Source organism: Geodermatophilus sp. Leaf369 (assembly GCF_001424455.1).
Taxonomy (GTDB): domain Bacteria; phylum Actinomycetota; class Actinomycetes; order Mycobacteriales; family Geodermatophilaceae; genus Klenkia.
Map to the genome: position 1 here is coordinate 1,058,407 of NZ_LMQA01000002.1, position 17,781 is coordinate 1,076,187.

Annotated in this window: 16 protein-coding genes; 13 read left to right on the plus strand and 3 right to left on the minus strand. The window is 74.3% G+C overall.

Annotation, left to right across the window (positions count from 1 at the left end):
* Nucleotides 1-234: 234 nt before the first annotated feature.
* A complete protein-coding gene (locus ASG36_RS22905; protein ID WP_255354635.1) occupies nt 235-1,212 on the minus strand; it encodes a M23 family metallopeptidase in 978 nt (325 codons plus the stop codon).
* 249 nt (nt 1,213-1,461) lie between these two features.
* On the minus strand, nt 1,462-2,373 hold the full coding sequence (locus ASG36_RS14065; RefSeq protein ID WP_055764732.1) for an alpha/beta fold hydrolase: 912 nt from the start codon (nt 2,371-2,373) through the stop codon (nt 1,462-1,464).
* A gap of 198 nt (nt 2,374-2,571) precedes the next feature.
* On the opposite strand from ASG36_RS14065, the gene ASG36_RS14070 reads away from it, so the two are divergent.
* From ASG36_RS14070 to purH, 7 genes are all read left to right on the plus strand, one after another.
* Nucleotides 2,572-3,666, plus strand: coding sequence for a hypothetical protein (locus tag ASG36_RS14070; protein ID WP_200944465.1), 1,095 nt, complete (start codon nt 2,572-2,574; stop codon nt 3,664-3,666).
* Between the two features lie 85 nt (nt 3,667-3,751).
* Nucleotides 3,752-4,915: an ADP-forming succinate--CoA ligase subunit beta gene (gene sucC, locus ASG36_RS14075; protein WP_055764733.1), complete on the plus strand. Its 1,164-nt coding sequence runs from the start codon at nt 3,752-3,754 to the stop codon at nt 4,913-4,915.
* A 33-nt stretch (nt 4,916-4,948) separates the two neighbouring features.
* Nucleotides 4,949-5,827, plus strand: coding sequence for a succinate--CoA ligase subunit alpha (sucD, locus tag ASG36_RS14080; protein ID WP_055764735.1), 879 nt, complete (start codon nt 4,949-4,951; stop codon nt 5,825-5,827).
* A gap of 238 nt (nt 5,828-6,065) precedes the next feature.
* Entirely contained in the window at nt 6,066-7,400 is a 1,335-nt protein-coding gene (locus ASG36_RS14085) for a DUF5336 domain-containing protein (RefSeq protein ID WP_055764737.1), read from the plus strand.
* A gap of 124 nt (nt 7,401-7,524) precedes the next feature.
* Nucleotides 7,525-8,724, plus strand: coding sequence for a DUF6350 family protein (locus tag ASG36_RS14090; RefSeq protein WP_055764739.1), 1,200 nt, complete (start codon nt 7,525-7,527; stop codon nt 8,722-8,724).
* Nucleotides 8,725-8,761: 37 nt separating this feature from the next.
* Nucleotides 8,762-9,358: a phosphoribosylglycinamide formyltransferase gene (gene purN / locus ASG36_RS14095; RefSeq protein WP_082523085.1), complete on the plus strand. Its 597-nt coding sequence runs from the start codon at nt 8,762-8,764 to the stop codon at nt 9,356-9,358.
* Complete coding sequence (purH, locus tag ASG36_RS14100) at nt 9,355-10,920, plus strand: bifunctional phosphoribosylaminoimidazolecarboxamide formyltransferase/IMP cyclohydrolase (RefSeq protein WP_055764742.1); 1,566 nt, start codon at nt 9,355-9,357, stop codon at nt 10,918-10,920. The genes purN and purH overlap by 4 nt, the downstream gene beginning before the upstream one ends.
* A gap of 2 nt (nt 10,921-10,922) precedes the next feature.
* On the opposite strand, the gene ASG36_RS22355 is transcribed toward purH, so the two are convergent.
* Nucleotides 10,923-11,663, minus strand: a complete 741-nt coding sequence (locus ASG36_RS22355; RefSeq protein WP_200944466.1) for a hypothetical protein — start codon at nt 11,661-11,663, stop codon at nt 10,923-10,925.
* An 89-nt stretch (nt 11,664-11,752) separates the two neighbouring features.
* On the opposite strand from ASG36_RS22355, the gene ASG36_RS14110 reads away from it, so the two are divergent.
* From ASG36_RS14110 to ASG36_RS14135, 6 genes are all read left to right on the plus strand, one after another.
* Nucleotides 11,753-12,616, plus strand: coding sequence for a bifunctional methylenetetrahydrofolate dehydrogenase/methenyltetrahydrofolate cyclohydrolase (locus tag ASG36_RS14110; RefSeq protein ID WP_055764744.1), 864 nt, complete (start codon nt 11,753-11,755; stop codon nt 12,614-12,616).
* 3 nt (nt 12,617-12,619) lie between these two features.
* On the plus strand, nt 12,620-12,919 hold the full coding sequence (locus tag ASG36_RS14115) for a DUF3017 domain-containing protein (protein WP_055764746.1): 300 nt from the start codon (nt 12,620-12,622) through the stop codon (nt 12,917-12,919).
* 48 nt (nt 12,920-12,967) lie between these two features.
* On the plus strand, nt 12,968-13,921 hold the full coding sequence (gene mdh, locus ASG36_RS14120) for a malate dehydrogenase (protein WP_055764748.1): 954 nt from the start codon (nt 12,968-12,970) through the stop codon (nt 13,919-13,921).
* A gap of 32 nt (nt 13,922-13,953) precedes the next feature.
* Nucleotides 13,954-15,171, plus strand: a complete 1,218-nt coding sequence (locus ASG36_RS14125; RefSeq protein ID WP_055764750.1) for an NADP-dependent isocitrate dehydrogenase — start codon at nt 13,954-13,956, stop codon at nt 15,169-15,171.
* A gap of 174 nt (nt 15,172-15,345) precedes the next feature.
* Nucleotides 15,346-16,245 (plus strand): DUF559 domain-containing protein, encoded by a 900-nt coding sequence (locus tag ASG36_RS14130; RefSeq protein WP_157498796.1) that lies wholly within the window; start codon nt 15,346-15,348, stop codon nt 16,243-16,245.
* Nucleotides 16,246-16,401: 156 nt separating this feature from the next.
* A complete protein-coding gene (locus ASG36_RS14135) occupies nt 16,402-17,733 on the plus strand; it encodes a hemolysin family protein (protein WP_055764754.1) in 1,332 nt (443 codons plus the stop codon).
* The last annotated feature ends 48 nt before the right edge of the window (nt 17,734-17,781 follow it).

A 17,781-nucleotide genomic window follows, 5' to 3' on the forward strand; every position in this document is an offset into this window, starting at 1 on the left:
CGAGGACGAGCGGGAGGGCGACGCTGGAGTCCCTCCCCGAGGACGACGCTGGGCCCGCGCCGGTCAGCCGGGGACGGAGGCCACCCGCGGGTGCCAGCGCAACGGGCCGCCGCAGGCGCTCTGCCGACGGGTGGCCCGCAGGGTCACCCCGAGGTCGAGCACGAACGGCTCAGCGCAGGACGGGGACGGCTCCTGGCCGCGGTGGGAGCGCGGAGCGCGACAGTCGACGTCCGCTCAACCGATCTCGATGCCCCGCTCCGACAGCCACTCCTGGGGGTCGATGGGGCGGCCGGTCATGGAACCCTCGTGGATCTCGAAGTGCAGGTGCGGGCCGGTGGACTGGCCCTCGCTGCCGACCTTCGCGATGAGGTCGCCGGCGGAGACGACGTCCCCGGCCTCGACGAACAGGTACCGCATGTGGCCGTAGATCTCGACGTTGCCGTCGGCGTCCTGGATGTAGATGGCGTTGCCGTAGCCGCTGGCCGCACCGGCGCGCAGCACGACCCCGTCGGCGGCGGCCACGATGTCGGTGCCCAGCGGGGCGGCGAGGTCCACGCCCCAGTGCATGGTGCCCCAGCGCATGCAGAAGCAGGTGCTCATCCGGCCCACGGTGGGGACGGCGAAGTCCGGCTCGCGCTCGGCGCGGGAGGCGGCGAGGGCGTCCAGGCGGGCGGCGGCCTCGGCCTCGGTGATCTCGCGGCGGGCGGCGACGTCGTCCATGCCACCGGCGAAGTTGCTGTCGGCGGCACCCAGGCCGTAGTCGCCGGCCACCGCGACGGGCACCGTGACCGGGGACTGGGAGCCGATCCCGCCGGGCAGGGCCGCGACGACGGCGCCGACGACGAGGGCGACCAGGAGCAGCGGGGCCTTCCGCGACGGGGGACGGGACAGGCGACGGGCGCGACCGGTGGGCCGGGCGGCGGCGCGGGAGGCCTCGGCGCGGGCGGCGGTGGTGCGGGCGGCGGCAGCGGTGGCCAGCGCGCCCGGGGTGTCCAGCGGGTCGGCTGCGACGGCGACGAGGGGCAGGTCGGTGGCGGTGGCGGCCTCGCGGGCGGCCAGCCGCTGCTCGGTGTCGGCGAGGTCGGTGCCGCGCGGCCGGGGGCGGTCGAGGAGACCGACGGGTCCGGCGTCCACGGAGGACGACTCGGCCGCGGACCTGTCCCGGTCCGGACGGCCGGGCCGGGAACGGCCGACCAGCTGACGTGCGCGCACGAGCACCTTCTCCAGACGTCGTCCCGACCGGGGGAGCGGGTGCCCGGCGCTGCCACGGGGGCAACGACGGAGCGGGAGGGCGACGTCGTCTCGATGGTCCGTCAGGGGTCGACGGGCCGCCGGCAGGGTCTGCCGTCGGCGTGATCGCATTGTGACCACGCGTGAGGCAGGCGATCGGGCAACCGTGCGGCGTGTCGCTGTGTCGACATGTTCGTCACAACTGGTGACCCCAGGGCGGTCCGGGAGGGGTCAGGCGACCTCGGCGTCGGCGGAGGTCCGCTCGACGCTGCGGTGACCGGCCAGGGTGGCCGCCACCTCCTCCACCACCGCCCGGTGGATGGGCAGTGACATGTGGCCGACCCCGGAGACCAGCACGTTGCGCACCCGCAGGTCGGGGTGGTCGCACCGGCCCGACGAGGCGGGGACGACGACCTGGTCGAGGTCGCTGTAGACGGCGGTGATCGGGGTGTCGCAGCCCGGAGCCGGGGCGGCCAGCTCGTCGAAGAGCGGGGACCCCGGGCGCAGTTGGCGGGCCAGCGGCAGGGGGAGCGCCCGCGCCCAGACCGAGCCGCCGTGCGGTGAGCCCAGGGTGACCAGCGAGGCGACCCGGCTGTCGTCCAGGCGCTGGACGAGGTAGCGGGCGACGAGCCCGCCGAGGCTGTGGCCGACCACGTGCACCCGGTCGTGCCCGGTCTGTCGGCAGACCTCCTCGAGGTGCTCGGCGAGCCGGCGGGCGGCGGTGCGCACGTCCTGCACCAGCGGGCTGTAGTTCCAGCTGCTCACCGAGGTGAAGCCGCGCTGGCGGAGCCGGCGGCGCATCACGGTGAAGACCGAGCGGTTGTCGACCATCCCGTGGACCAGGACGACGGGGATGCGGGCGGCCAGCGGGTCGTCGGCGAAGAAGGCGCGGACGGCGGGCGGGCGGCGCTCGGGTCGGACCGCCGCGTCGGGCTGCAGCACCTCGGTGCGGGTGTTCAGCGGCCAGAGCAGCGCGTGCGCACCGACCCAGGCCAGCTCGGTGAGCCCGCCGGCCACCACGGCCGGGGTGCACAGCGTGCGGAGGGCGCGGGCCGCCGAGGACACCACGGCCACGCCGGGGACGCCGCTGCCGGCCGGGCCCGGCCCGGTCTGCCAGTCTGGAGGCGACGCGACCGTCGTCATCGACGCCTCCCTGAGCTCGGGTGGGCACACCTCCCCGGTGTGCGTGACGGAGCCCGGACCCGCTGCCCCGTTCACGCGACCGTAATGCCCCGTTGTGCCAGCGGTCACACCTGGAGTCGTCGACACGATCACGGTGCGGTCTCGGCGGCCGGCCCGGTCACCGGCGGACCGCACCCGAGCCCCGAGGGAGGGACCCGCATGGCCACGCGGAAGCCCGCACCCCGCCGTCCGGCAGCCAGCGCCCGGCGCACCCCGCCCACGGCCCGACCCGGGGCGGCACCCCGGCGTCCGGTGCGGGAGGCGCCGCCGGCCGGCCGGCTGGTCCTGGGGGACGTGCCGGTGCTCGCGCGGGTGTCCGGGGCGCTCCTGCTGCTGGCCGGGCTGATCGGCGCCGTCGCGGTCTTCCCCACCTACCTCGTGGTGGGTGGCCGGGAGCTGTCCCTGGCCACCGGCCCGGTCGACGTGCTCGTCGCCCTGGTCACCCCGCTGGTCGCGATCGCCGTGGGCGCCGGTCTCGCGCTGGGCCGGGTGCCGCGCTTCGGCCTGGCCTACGCCGCGGTGGCCGGGGCGCTGGCCGTCGGGCGGCTGTTCATCGAGCTGTACCAGGGGACGACGTCGACGGCGCGGCCCGGCGTCGAGGTGCTCGCCGGGGACCGCGTGCTCACCGGGTCGGTGCAGACGGCGACCGGCTGGACCCTGGGGCTGGTCGCGCTGGGCCTCACCGTGCTGGCCGCCGTCCTGGCGCTGCTCGCCTGGGGCCGCACCGTGATGGAGGACGCCGGTGAGCTGGACCCGGGCCGGCCGGTGCTGGCCGGGGCCGCGGTGCTCGTGGGGGTCGGGGCGGTGCTGTGCCTGGCGCTGCCGGCCGCCGACGTCCCCGACCAGCTGGTCACCGACCCGACCACCGGGCTGGTCACCGTGGTGACCGAGGAGGGGCCGCGGGCGCTGCTGGAACGACCCGGCCTCGCCCTGCTCGGTGGCCTGCTGCTGGCCGGCGCCGTGCTGCTGTGCGCCGTCGTCGCGCCCTCGCTGCGCCCGCGGCTGGCTGCCGTCGGCGGACTGCTCGCGGTCGCCGTTGCCGTGCTGCAGGCCGGGCTGAGCGGGCTGCGCGACGCCCGGCACTCCGCGGACCTGGACTGGACGCTGCCCGGGGTCGGGCTGCTGCTGCTCGGCCTGGCCGCGCTGGCGCTGACGGCGCTGGCCTGGCGGTGGCAGCCCCGGGAGCGGGAGCTGCGGGCCGACCCGCGCCGGGTCGAGGACGACGACGACCACGGGTGGCCCACCGGGCGATGAGCGCCCGGGCACGCGCTGTGATGCCGCCCACGACCGGCATCCGGTGTTCGGCAGTGGCGTCACAGGAGCGTTACGGTCCCTCCTCGTGGATCTCTTCGAGTACCAGGCCCGTGACATGTTCGCTGCGCACGGCGTGCCCGTGCTCCCCGGCGGCGTCGCCGAGACACCCGAGCAGGCCGAGACGATCGCCCGTGACATCGGGGGACAGGTCGTCGTCAAGGCCCAGGTGAAGGTCGGCGGCCGGGGCAAGGCCGGGGGCGTCAAGCTCGCCGACAGCCCGGAGGAGGCGAAGGCCCGCGCCACCGACATCCTCGGACTGGACATCAAGGGCCACGTGACCCGGCAGGTCATGGTCGCCAAGGCCAGCGACATCGCCGAGGAGTACTACTTCTCCTACCTGCTCGACCGTTCCAACCGCACCTTCCTGGCGATGGCCAGCGTCGAGGGCGGTATGGAGATCGAGGAGATCGCGGTGACCAAGCCCGAGGCGCTGGCCCGCATCGCCATCGACGCCACCGTCGGGGTGGACCGCGCCAAGGCCGAGGAGATCGTGGACGCCGCGGCCTTCCCGGCCGAGGTTCGCGACCAGGTCGTCGAGATCGCCGTCAAGCTCTGGGACGTGTTCTCGAAGGAGGACGCCACCCTGGTCGAGGTCAACCCGCTGGCCAAGGCGCCCGACGGCACCGTCCTCGCCCTGGACGGCAAGGTCACCCTCGACGAGAACGCCGCCTTCCGGCAGCCCGGGCACGACGCTCTCGAGGACGCCGCGGCCGCCGACCCGCTCGAGGCCGCGGCCAAGGAGAAGGGCCTCAACTACGTCAAGCTCGAGGGCGAGGTCGGGATCATCGGCAACGGTGCCGGCCTGGTCATGAGCACGCTGGACGTCGTCGCCTACGCCGGCGAGGAGTTCGGCGGGGTCCGCCCGGCCAACTTCCTGGACATCGGCGGCGGCGCCTCCGCGCAGGTCATGGCCGACGGCCTGGGGATCATCCTCGGCGACGCCGCCGTGAAGAGCGTCTTCGTCAACGTCTTCGGCGGGATCACCTCCTGCGACGCGGTCGCCAACGGCATCGTGTCCGCGCTGGAGATCCTCGGCGACGAGGCCACCAAGCCCCTCGTCGTCCGGCTCGACGGCAACAACGTCGAGGAGGGCCGGCGGATCCTCGCCGAGGCCGCCCACCCCCTGGTGACCGTGGTCGACACCATGGACGGCGCCGCCCGCCGGGCCGCCGAGCTCGCCGCCGCCTGATCCCGACCTGCTGACCCCGAAGGACTTCAGACAATGAGCATCTTCCTCACCGAGAACAGCAAGGTCATCGTGCAGGGCATCACCGGGTCGGAGGGCCGCAAGCACACCCAGCGCATGCTGGCCTCCGGCACCGCCGTGGTCGGTGGCGTGAACCCCTCCAAGGCCGGCCAGACCGTCGACTTCGACGGCCAGTCCGTCCCGGTCTTCGGCTCCGTCGCCGAGGCCATGAAGGAGACCGGCGCCGACGTCACCGTCGTCTTCGTGCCCCCGAAGTTCGCCAAGGGCGCGGTCGTCGAGGCCGTGGACGCCGGCATCGGCCTGTGCGTGGTCATCACCGAGGGCATCCCGGTCAAGGACTCCACCGAGTTCTGGGCCTACGCCCAGGGCAAGGCCACCCGGATCATCGGGCCCAACTGCCCCGGCCTGATCAGCCCCGGCCGCTCCAACGCCGGCATCATCCCGGCCAACATCACCCAGGCCGGGAAGATCGGGCTGGTCTCCAAGTCCGGCACGCTGACCTACCAGATGATGTACGAGCTGCGGGACATCGGTTTCTCCACCGCGATCGGCATCGGCGGCGACCCGGTCATCGGCACCACGCACATCGACGCGCTGCAGGCCTTCCAGGACGACCCGGAGACCGAGGCCATCGTGATGATCGGTGAGATCGGTGGCGACGCCGAGGAGCGCGCTGCCGAGTTCATCAAGGCCAACGTGACCAAGCCCGTCGTCGGCTACGTCGCCGGCTTCACCGCCCCCGAGGGCAAGACGATGGGCCACGCCGGTGCCATCGTCTCGGGCTCCGCCGGGACGGCGCAGGCCAAGCAGGAGGCCCTCGAGGCCGCCGGCGTCAAGGTCGGCAAGACCCCGTCCGAGGCCGCCCGCCTGATGCGCGAGCTCCTCGGCGCCTGACGGGAGGACCCCCTCGCCCCCCACGACGCGCTCCGCACGCCGCGGGTCCCTGCGAGGAGGCCGTTCCAGCACGTCACCACCGCCCGGTGCCCCGCAGGGGTGCCGGGCGGTGTGCGTCCTCCTGTCGGGTGGGCTCCCGCGCGCCGAGGTTGCGTGGCGATCAGGTGGTGGAGACGATGCGTCGAGGAAGATCGACACGGAACCGTGCCGGAGAACCGACCTCAGGAGAGACCTCGCGATGACGACCAGTGGACCCGACCAGACACCGGGCGGTCCCGGCCAGCAGGGTCCGCCCTCCTACGGGGCGCCGCAGGGCCAGCCCCAGCAGGGCTGGGGTCAGCCGTCCTCGAACGGACCGCAGCAGGGTGGTTGGGGTCAGCCCGGCCAGCAGCCGAGCCCGTCGTACGGCCAGCAGGGTCAGCAGAGCGGCTACGGCCAGCCCGGGCAGCAGGGCCAGTACGGCGCCCCCGCCGGCCAGCAGCCCCACGGCCAGCAGTCCGGGCCGCAGCAGTACGGACAGCAGCAGTACGGCCAGCCGCAGTACGGGCAGGGCCCCTACGGGCAGCAAGGCCCCGGCAGCGGCTCCGGGGTCGGGTTCGACCCGAAGAAGCTGAAGCTCGCCGACTACGTCGTCGGTGGCAGCGTCGTGCTCTACCTGCTGTTCATGGTCTTCCCGTGGTTCAGCGAGGACTTCGGCTTCGGCGCCTCCTTCAGCGTCAACGGCTTCGACTCGGGCCTGCTGACCTTCGCCTTCGTCCTGCTGCTGGTCGCCGCGGTCTGGGCCCTGCTGCCGGCGTTCGTGGACCTGAAGACCCCGTTCCCGCGCGGCTTCGTCACGGTCGGGCTCACCGGCCTGGTGTTCCTGATGACGCTCATCGAGTGGATCAGCACCTTCGACGCCGGGTTCAGCATCTTCGCCCTGCTGACCTTCCTGGTCTCCGCGGCCGCCCTGGCCTTCGCCGTCCTGGGCCTGCTGCCGGAGCTGAAGAACAAGCCCTCTCTGCCCGGTGGCGTCAGCCAGGCAGCGCAGTGGGCCAACCAGCCGGCCCCGCAGTTCGGTCAGCACGGCCACTCCGGTCCCCAGCAGGACCAGTACGGCCAGCAGGGTCAGTACGGCCAGCAGTCCCCGTCCGGCTACGGCCAGTCCGGGTCCTCCTACGGCCAGCAGTCCTCGGGCCAGCAGTCGCCGGGCCAGCCCTCCTACGGTCAGCAGTCCTACGGCCAGTCCGAGCAGGGTGGGTACGGCCAGCAGTCCGCCCCGCAGGGCTACGGCTCGCAGGGCCAGCAGGGTCCGCAGTCGCCGTCCGGCCAGTCCCAGGGCGGCTACGGCCAGCCCGGCGGGTACGGCCAGCAGTCCTACGGTCAGTCCGCGCCCGGCCAGCCGTCCACCGGCTCGTCCGCCTCGGACGGCCAGGGCTCGACCCCCAGCTGGAGCCAGCCGCGCCCCGGTGGTCAGCCGCCGGCCCCGCCGACCTACGCGGCGCCGTCCACCCCGCCCCCGCCGCCGGCCACCGGGGACGCCGACCGCGACGGGTCCGACCCCGACCGGCCGCGTCCCTCCGGCGACGCCTGAGCCACACCGCCGCACTGCCACGAGACCCGCCCCGGCACCGCCGGGGCGGGTCTCGTGCGTGTGAGGGCCGCGACCCCGGCGCGTGCAGCGCCACGGTCGGTCCGGGCCTTGGGACAGTGGACCCGTGACCTCCCTGCTGCAGCGGCTGCCCGGCCGGTCCCCGCGGGATCCCGGACGACGCGACGCGCCGCCGCTGCACCCGACCCTCCTGGCCGGGCTCGGTGCACTCGCGGTGAGCGTGGTCGGACTGCTGGGTCTGGGGCTGGCCCTGGTGGTGGTGTCCGCGCTGGACCCCACCGGCGGCCTGCCCGTCGCGGGCAACGCCCGGCTGTCCGGGCAGCTGTGGCTGCTGGCCTCCGGGGCGCGCCTGCAGCTGGCCTCGGGCCCGATCGCACTGGCCCCCCTGCTGCTCAGCCTGGGCATCGCCTGGGGCCTGGCGCGGGCGGCCCGTTGGGTGGTGGCCCGCGCCGACCTGCAGGCCGTCCGGCCGTTGGCGGAGGTGGCCGCGGTGCTGGTCGTCGTGCACGTGCTCGTCACCCTCGCCCTCGCCGCTGCCGTCGACTCACCCGCGGCGCAGGTCGGCCTGCTGCGCTCCGGGCTCGGGGCCCTGCTCCTGGCCCTGGTCGCCGTCAGCTGGGGTGTGCTGCGCGAGTCCGGGCTGGCCGGTGAGCTCGCCGACCGGCTCCCCGGGCCGGGGGGCGCGGTCACGCGCGCCGTCCTGGCCGGGGTGCTCGCGCTGCTGGCCCTCTGCCTGGCCGTCGTGGCCGTGGCCCTGGCCAGCGACGCCGCCGGGGCCGCCGCGCTCACCTCCGGCCTGGGCGGCGCGGGGGCGGGCGCCGTCGGGCTGGTCGGGCTCTGCGTGCTGCTGCTGCCCAACGCCGCCGCCGCGGTCGTCGGGCTGGCCGCCGGGCCGGGCTTCGTCGTGGGCGCCGGCACGCTCGTCTCCACCTCGGGGGTCACCCTCGGTGCGGTCCCGGCCCTCCCGCTGCTGGCCGCGCTGCCCGACACCCAGGCGGTGCCGTTCCTGGCGTTCGTGTCCCAGGCACTGCCGGCGCTCGCCGGCCTCGTCGCCGGGGTCGCCCTGGCGCGCCGGCTCACCGCGGTCGACGGGGGAGCGGTCACCGCCGCCCTGTGGGGCGTCGTCGCCGGCGTCGGGGTCGGGGTGCTCGCCGGGTTCGTCGTCGCTCTGGCGTCCGGGTCGCTCGGGGACGCCGGACTGGCCACCGTCGGCGCACCGCCGCTGGCCACCGGGCTCTCCGTCGCCGCCCAGGCCGGGCTCGCCGCCGGGCTGTCCGCGGCCGTCGTCCGGTGGCGCCGGCGCTGAACCGGCGCCTCGCCGGCCCCCGGTAAGATCCCCGCACGTGTCGGTGGAGCGTGCGACCCCCCAGCGGGTCGTCGTCCTCCTCTCCGGCGCGGGCACGCTGGCCGCAGCACTGCTGGCCGCCGGGCGTCCGTCCTTCGACGTCGTCGCCGTCGGGGCCGACCGGGACGCCGCCGGCCTGACCGCCGCCCGTGAGCAGGGGCTGCCGACCTTCGTCGTCCCGCTGTCGGCACACCCCGACCGGGCCGCCTGGGACACCGCCCTGGCCGCGGCCCTGGCCGCGCACGACCCCGACTGGGTGATCTGCGCCGGCTTCATGAAGCTGCTCGGCCCGGCCGTGCTCGAGGCGTTCGCGGGCCGGGTGGTCAACACCCACCCCGCGCTCCTGCCGGCCTTCCCCGGCGCGCACGCCGTCCGGGACGCCCTCGCCGCCGGCGTGACCACCACCGGGGCGACCGTGCACCTGGTGGACGCCGGGTTGGACACCGGTCCGGTGCTCGCCCAGGTCGGCGTCCCGGTGCTGCCCGGGGACGACGAGACCGCGTTGCACGAGCGGATCAAGACCGTCGAGCGCGAACTGCTCGTCACCACGCTGGACACCCTCTGCACCACCCGACCCCTGGAGACACCGCGATGAGCGCCCCCGTGAGCGACCGCACCCCCGTCCGACGGGCCCTGCTCGGCGTCTACGACAAGACCGGCGTCGAGGAGCTGGCCCGCGGGCTGGCCGATGCCGGCGTCGAGCTCGTCAGCACCGGCGCCACCGCGAAGCGGATCGCCGCCGCCGGCATCCCCGTCACCCCGGTCGAAGAGGTCACCGGCTTCCCGGAGTGCCTGGACGGCCGGGTCAAGACCCTGCACCCCGCCGTGCACGCCGGCATCCTGGCCGACCGCCGCAAGCCCGACCACGTCCGCCAGCTCGACGAGCTCGGCATCGCCGCCTTCGACCTCGTCGTGGTCAACCTCTACCCGTTCAGCGAGACCGTGGCCTCGGGTGCGACCCCCGACGAGTGCGTCGAGCAGATCGACATCGGCGGCCCGGCGATGGTCCGCGCCGCCGCCAAGAACCACCCCTCGGTGGCCGTCGTCGTCGACCCCGCCCGCTACGCCGAGGTGCTCGACGCCGTCCGTGCCGGGGGCTTCGACCTGCCCACCCGGCAGCGGCTCGCGGTCGCCGCGTTCCGGCACACCGCCGCCTACGACACCGCTGTCGCCTCCTGGATGGGCGCGACGCTGGCCCCCGACGACGAGACCGGCTTCCCGACCTGGCTCGGGGGCAGCTGGGACCGGGCCGACGTGCTGCGCTACGGGGAGAACCCGCACCAGCAGGCCGCGCTCTACCGGCACGACCGCGCCCCGGGCCTGGCGCACGCCGAGCAGCTGCACGGCAAGCCGATGAGCTACAACAACTACGTCGACACCGACGCAGCCCGCCGCGCCGCCGCCGACCACGACGGGCCCTGCGTGGCGATCATCAAGCACGCCAACCCGTGCGGCATCGCCGTGGGCACCGACCTCGCGCAGGCCCACCGCAAGGCGCACGCCTGCGACCCGGTCTCGGCCTTCGGCGGGGTCATCGCGGCCAACCGCGAGGTCGACCTGGCCACCGCCGAGCAGATCGCCGAGGTCTTCACCGAGGTCGTCGTCGCGCCGTCCTTCACCGCCGACGCCCTCGAGGTGCTGACCCGCAAGAAGAACATCCGGCTGCTCCGGCTGGCCCCCGGTGCCGCCGAGCCGGTCGAGATGCGGCCGATCAGCGGTGGCCTCCTGCTGCAGACCGTGGACGCGATCGACGCCCCCGGCGACGACCCGACCAGCTGGACCCTGGCCACCGGCTCACCCGTGGACGCCGCCACCCTCACCGACCTCGTCTTCGCCTGGCGCTCGGTGCGTGCGGTGCGTTCCAACGCGATCCTGCTCGCCGCCGACGGCGCCACCGTCGGCGTCGGCATGGGGCAGGTCAACCGGGTGGACGCCGCCCGCCTCGCCGTCACCCGGGCCGGGGAGCGGGCCGCGGGCTCGGTCGCCGCGTCGGACGCGTTCTTCCCCTTCGCCGACGGCCTGCAGGTGCTGCTGGACGCCGGGGTCACCGCCGTCGTCCAGCCCGGCGGGTCGGTGCGCGACGACGAGGTCACCGCCGCCGCCGCCGAGGCCGGCATCGCGCTGTACCTCACCGGCACCCGGCACTTCGCGCACTAGCGCTAGGCGAGCTTCTTGCCGGTGAGGGCGGCCTTGAGGGCGCCGAGCAGGCCGAGGCCGGCGACGGCGAGGGCGGCGTAGAAGCCGGCGCCGAAGGCCGCCAGGTCCCAGCCCGCCTCGGCCAGCGGCACCAGCACGGCCGCGACGACGGCGAGGGCCACCAGCAGCGCGAGCACCCCGAGGAAGCGGTGCGCCTTCGCCGGGATCAGCAACAGCAGCCCCAGGACGAAGAGCACGCCGCCGCCGAACAGCACGCCCAGGGGCTGCCAGAGACCGTTCGAGAACACCTGCGTCCAGTCCTGGCCGAGGGTGTCCAGGCCGTCGCGGAGCAGGTCCAGCCCGGTCGGGCCGTCCGGCGTCCAGGGCAGCAGCAGGCTCACCCCGGCCGCGATGCCCGAGAGCAGCAGCAGGAACGCCGCGACGGAGTCCGAGCGGCGGACGGCGACCGGGTTCGTGGACCACTCGGGGCGGGTCTCGTCCGGGTGGTCCCGCGGGTCGGGCTCGGGGTGCCAGGTGGTGCGGCCGGAGGTGGTCCCGCCGTCGTCGGCGAAGGGGCTGCGCGTCGTCCCGGGCAGGGTCTCGTCCCGCGGCTGCTGGGGGAGCGGGTGCACCGCCGTCGTCTGGTCGCTGACCGGGTCGCCCGGGGCGCGGGTCGCCGGGTCGGCGGCCGGCTCGACCGGACGGGTGGGGTCGGCGGCGCTGCTGGTCGCACCGGTGGTGTCGCGGCGGTCGGGCTCGGTCATCGGTTCTCCTCGGCGCTCGGTGACGGGGGAGCGCCACACCTGCGGCGCTGACCCTAAGGGCGCAGGGGTGGGTGCGGCAGACTGGAGCGGTGAGCGCATCCCGACTCGACGGCAAGGCCACCGCGGCGGCCATCCGCACCGAGCTGACCGAGCGGGTGGCCACGCTGGCCGCCGCCGGACGCCGGCCCGGTCTGGGCACGCTGCTCGTCGGCGACGACCCGGGCAGCCGCTGGTACGTCAACGCCAAGCACTCCGACTGCGCGCAGGTCGGCATCGCCAGCATCCAGCGCGAACTCCCCGCCGACGCCTCCCAGGCCGACGTCCTCGCCGTCGTCGCAGAGCTCAACGCCGACCCCGCCTGCACCGGCTACATCGTCCAGCTGCCGCTGCCGCCCCAGGTCTCCGAGGCCGCCGTGCTGGAGGCGATGGACCCGGCCAAGGACGCCGACGGGCTGCACCCCACCAACCTGGGCCGGTTGGTCCTCGGCGTCCCCGGGCCGCTGCCGTGCACCCCGCTGGGCATCGTGGAGATCCTCCGCCGGCACGGCGTCGAGCTCGCCGGCGCCGAGGTCACCGTGGTCGGCCGCGGGGTCACCGTCGGCCGCCCGCTGGGCCTGCTGCTGACCCGGCGCAATGAGAACGCCACCGTGACGCTGTGCCACACCGGCACCCGCGACCTGGCCGCGCACACCCGCACCGCCGACGTCGTCGTCGCCGCGGCCGGGGTGCCCGGGCTGCTCACCGCCGACATGGTCAAGCCCGGTGCGGCCGTGCTCGACGTCGGCGTCAGCCGGGTCGACGGGAAGATCGCCGGGGACGTCGCCGCCGACGTGTGGGACGTCGCCGGCTGGGTCGCCCCCAACCCCGGTGGGGTCGGGCCGATGACCCGGGCGATGCTGCTGTCCAACGTGGTCACCCTCGCCGAGCAGGCCGACGACACCGTCGTGGCCTGACCGGTGGCCGGCGCACCGCTCCACACCCGCCGGCCCGTGCTGGCCGGGGTGCTCCGCCAGCTGCCGATGACCGTCGTGCTGCTGGTGGTGATCGCCGGTCTGCTCGCGGTGACCGCGGGAAACTGGCGCGCGGGGCTCGTGCTCATGGGTGTCGGCCTGCTCACCGCGGGGGTGGCGCGGATGGTGCTCCCGGTCCGCCGGGTCGGGTTCCTCGCCGTCCGCAGCCAGACCACCGACGTCGTCCTCACCCTGGGTGCCGGGCTCGTGCTGGTCGCGACCGCGCTGGCGATCCCGTCGGTGTGAGCGCACCCGCGCGGGCGCTGGGGCTCCGGCGCCGCTAGGTTGGCGGCCATGGCAGCGCAGCCCCGTTCTGGCAAGGTCACAGTCGTGGGTGCCGGGTTCTACGGCTCCACCACCGCCCTGCGTCTGGCGGAGTACGACGTCTTCGAGACCGTCGTCCTCACCGACATCGTCGAGGGCAAGCCCGAGGGCATCGCCCTCGACATGAACCAGTCCCGCGCGATCGAGGGCTTCGAGACCCGGGTCGTCGGTGTCGGCGGCGGGTCCTACGAGGGCACCGAGGGTTCCGACGTCGTCGTGATCACCGCCGGGCTGCCCCGCAAGCCCGGGATGAGCCGGATGGACCTCATCGAGACCAACGCCGGGATCGTGCGCCAGGTCGCGGAGAACGTCGCCCGGACCTCACCGGACGCCGTCGTCGTCGTGGTGAGCAACCCGCTGGACGAGATGACCGCGCTGGCGCAGCTGGCCACCGGGTTCGACACCGCCAAGGTGATGGGCCAGGCCGGCATGCTGGACACCGCGCGCTTCACCAACAACGTCGCCGAGGAGCTGGGCGTACCGGTCTCCTCGGTGCGCACCCTGACCCTGGGCAGCCACGGCGACACGATGGTGCCGGTGCCCAGCCGCTGCACCGTCGACGGGAAGCCGCTGGCCGACGTGCTGGCCGCCGACCGGATCGCCCACCTCGTCGACCGCACCCGCAACGGCGGGGCCGAGGTGGTGGCGCTGCTCAAGACCGGGTCGGCCTACTACGCACCCTCCGCCGCGGCGGCCCGGATGGCCCGCGCCGTCATCGAGGACTCCGGCGCGGTCATGCCGGTCTGCGCGTGGGTCGACGGCCAGTACGGGATCTCCGGGGTCTACCTGGGGGTCGAGGCCGAGATCGGGCGCGGCGGGGTGCGGCGGGTCGTCGAGGGCGACCTGAGCGACGACGAGCTGGCCGGGCTGCGCGAGGCAGCCGAGGCCGTACGAGCCAAGCAGGCGGACGTGGCCGACCTCTGAGTCGGCCTCCTACAGAGAGGACTCACCCACACGTGAGCAAGATCAAGGTGCAGGGCAAGGTCGTCGAGCTCGACGGCGACGAGATGACCCGGATCATCTGGCAGTTCATCAAGGACGAGCTGATCCTCAAGTACCTCGACGTCGACCTCGAGTACTACGACCTCGGCATGGAGAACCGCGACGCCACCGACGACCAGGTGACGATCGACGCGGCCAACGCCATCAAGCAGCACGGCGTCGGCGTCAAGTGCGCCACCATCACCCCGGACGAGGCGCGGGTCGAGGAGTTCGGCCTCAAGCAGATGTGGCGCTCCCCGAACGGGACCATCCGCAACATCCTCGGCGGCGTGATCTTCCGCGAGCCGATCATCATGCAGAACGTGCCGCGCCTGGTGCCGGGCTGGACCAAGCCGATCATCGTCGGCCGCCACGCCTACGGCGACCAGTACCGCGCCACCGACTTCAAGTTCCCCTCCGCGGGCACCCTGAAGGTCGTCTTCACCCCCGACGACGGCGGCGAGACCATCGAGCGCGAGGTCTTCCAGGCCCCCTCGGCCGGCATCTCGCTGTCGATGTACAACCTCGACGACTCCATCCGGGACTTCGCCCGGGCCTCGCTGAACTACGGCCTGGCCCGCAACTACCCGGTGTACCTGTCGACCAAGAACACGATCCTCAAGGTCTACGACGGGCGCTTCAAGGACATCTTCCAGGAGGTCTTCGACGCCGAGTTCGCCGAGAAGTTCGAGGCTGCCGGGATCACCTACGAGCACCGCCTGATCGACGACATGGTCGCGGCCAACCTCAAGTGGGAGGGCGGCTACGTCTGGGCGTGCAAGAACTACGACGGCGACGTCCAGTCCGACACCGTCGCCCAGGGCTTCGGCTCGCTGGGCCTGATGACCTCGGTGCTGGCCACCCCGGACGGCCAGACCGTCGAGGCCGAGGCCGCGCACGGCACGGTCACCCGGCACTACCGCCAGCACCAGGCCGGCAAGGAGACCTCGACCAACCCGATCGCGTCGATCTTCGCCTGGACCCGGGGCCTGGCGCACCGCGGCAAGCTCGACAACACCCCCGAGGTGACCGAGTTCGCCGAGACCCTCGAGCGCGTCTGCATCGAGACCGTCGAGGGTGGCCAGATGACCAAGGACCTCGCCCTGCTCATCGGCAAGGACGCCCCCTGGCTCACCACCCAGGACTTCCTGGCGGCCATCGACACCAACCTGCAGAAGGCCATGGCTGCCTGACCCAGGCCCGTCCCGACGGCCCCCTCGACCCCCGCGGTCGAGGGGGCCGTCGCGCGTCCGGGCCCGGTTCGGGGAACGGGGGCCCCTGAGCGCGTTCGGGGCGCCTCGTTCCCCGAAGCCGGGACCTGTGGACGACGCCAGCGGCGGAGGGCGTCCCCGCGGCAGGCTGCTCCCGTGCCTGCTCCCGCTCGTCCGGCCGCCCTCGTTGGGCGGGTCTTCCGCACCCAGGACGTCCTGGCAGACGGTGTGCTCACCCGGGACCAGCTGCGGAGCCGGGCCTGGCGGCCGCTGTTCCGTGGGGTGCACGCCGACGCCGATCTGTCCGACGACCACGGGCTCCGGTTGGCCGGGGCGACCCTGCTCATGCCGCCCCAGGCCGTGTTCTGCGGGCGGAGCGCGGCGTGGCTGCACGGGGCGACCGAGGCCGTCGATGCCGGGACGCCGGTGCACGTGGCCGTGCCGCCGGGTGTCCGGTTCGGCCCGGTCTCCGGGATGCGGGTGCACCAGGCCTCGGTCCCGCCCGACGAGGCGTCGGTGGTCCTCCTACGGCGCTGCACCGACGCCGTGCGCACGGCCCTGGACCTGGGCCGCTGGGAACCGCTGGCCGAGGCGGTGGCTCTGGTGGACGTGCTCCTCGCCCGCGGCGCCCTGTCGCCGGCTGCCCTGGCCCTCGGGGTCACGACGCTGACGGGCGGACGAGGCGACCGCCGGGCCGAGCGCGCGGCCGGCCTCACCGATCGGCGGGCCGAGTCGCTACCGGAGTCCCGCGTGCGTGTCTGGCTGGCGTGCGCGGGGTTGGTCGCCGTCCCCCAGTTCGAGGTCAGGGACGACGGCGGGCGCTTCCTGGCCCGGGTCGACCTCGCCTTCCCCGAGCTGAGGATCGCCGTGGAGTACGACGGGGCCTGGCACGGGCAGCCCGGTCAGCTGGGCCGGGACCGCCGCCGGCTCAACGCCTTGGTGGCGGCAGGGTGGACGGTGCTGCACCTCACCGCCGCCGACCTGCACCACCCGGACGAGGTGGTTGCCCGGGTGCGTGCGCTGATGGCGGCCCGGATCAGGGAACGAGGGCTCTGAGCGAGTCCTGAGACCCCCTCTTCCCCGAACACGGGCCGGGTGGGCAGGAACGTCCCGCCCCGCTGCGCCGTTGCCGGGTGGACCGTCCGACGTGGACACGGGACCCTGGGGACTCCCCCACCCGCACCCGAACAACCCCAAGAGGAGCACGCCGCGGTGAGCGACGTCTGGCTCAACATCGTCATGGTCGTGGTCTTCGTGCTGATCGGCGGAGCGTTCGCCGGTGCCGAGATCGCCCTGGTCTCGCTGCGGGAGTCGCAGGTCCGTGCGCTCGCCGAGAAGGGCAAGCGCGGGCAGTCCCTGAGCACCCTGCTGGCCACCCCGAACCGGTTCCTCGCCGCCGTCCAGGTCGGGGTGACCCTCGCCGGCTTCTTCTCCGCGGCGTTCGGTGCCAGCACGCTGTCCGCCCCGTTGGGGGAGTGGCTGATCGGCCTGGGGCTGAGCGAGGGTCTGGCGAACCCGCTGAGCTTCGTGCTGGTCACCATCGCGATCAGCTACCTGTCGCTGGTGGTCGGGGAGCTGACCCCCAAGCGGTTGGCGCTGCAACGTGCCGAGGGCTTCTCGCTCATCGTGGCCGCGCCGCTCAACCGGATCGCGACGGTCTTCCGGCCGATCATCTGGCTGCTCTCGAAGTCCACCGACGTCCTGGTGCGGCTGCTCGGCGGTGACCCCAAGCAGAGCGGGGAGTCGATCAGCCAGGAGGAGCTGCGCGACCTGGTCGCCGCGCACGAGTCGCTGTCCAGCGACGAGCGCCGACTGATCGACGAGGTGTTCCGCGCCGGGGACCGTGAGGTCCGCGAGGTGATGACCCCGCGCACCGAGGTCGACTTCCTGGAGGCCTCGATGACGGCGTCCCGGGCGGCCAAGCTGGTCGCGGAGTCCAGTCGCTCCCGGTACCCGGTGGTCGGCAAGAGCCAGGACGACGTCGTCGGGTTCGTGCACGTGCGCGACCTGTTCCTCCCGAACCACCCGGCCGGCCGCGCGGCGACCGTCGGGGACCTGGCCCGCGAGGTCAAGCAGCTGCCCGGCACCGCCGGCGTGCTGACCGCGCTGTCGGAGATGCGCAAGGAGAGCCAGCACCTGGCGATCGTCGTCGACGAGTACGGCGGCACCGACGGCATCGTGACCCTGGAGGACCTCATCGAGGAGGTCATCGGGGAGATCTACGACGAGTACGACGACGACGCCGTCCCGGAGACCGACGAGCCCACCGACGGCCCGCACGACGTCGACGGCCTGCTCAACCTGGACGACTTCTCCGAGGCCACCGGCCTGGAGCTCCCCGAGGGGCCCTACGAGACCGTCGCCGGCTGGGTGCTCGCCGAGCTCGGCCGGATCCCCGCCGTGGGGGACGCGGTGGAGCACGAGGGGCGCGCGATCACCGTCACCGAGCTCGACGGGCGCCGGATCGCCCGACTGAGCGTCGCCCCGGCCCCGCCCGCCGAGATCGACGGCGACACCCTCCGCACCGGCGCCGCCGCGACCTGAGGGAAGGACCCCGTCCCACCCCACGACGCGCTCCGCACGCCGCGGGCC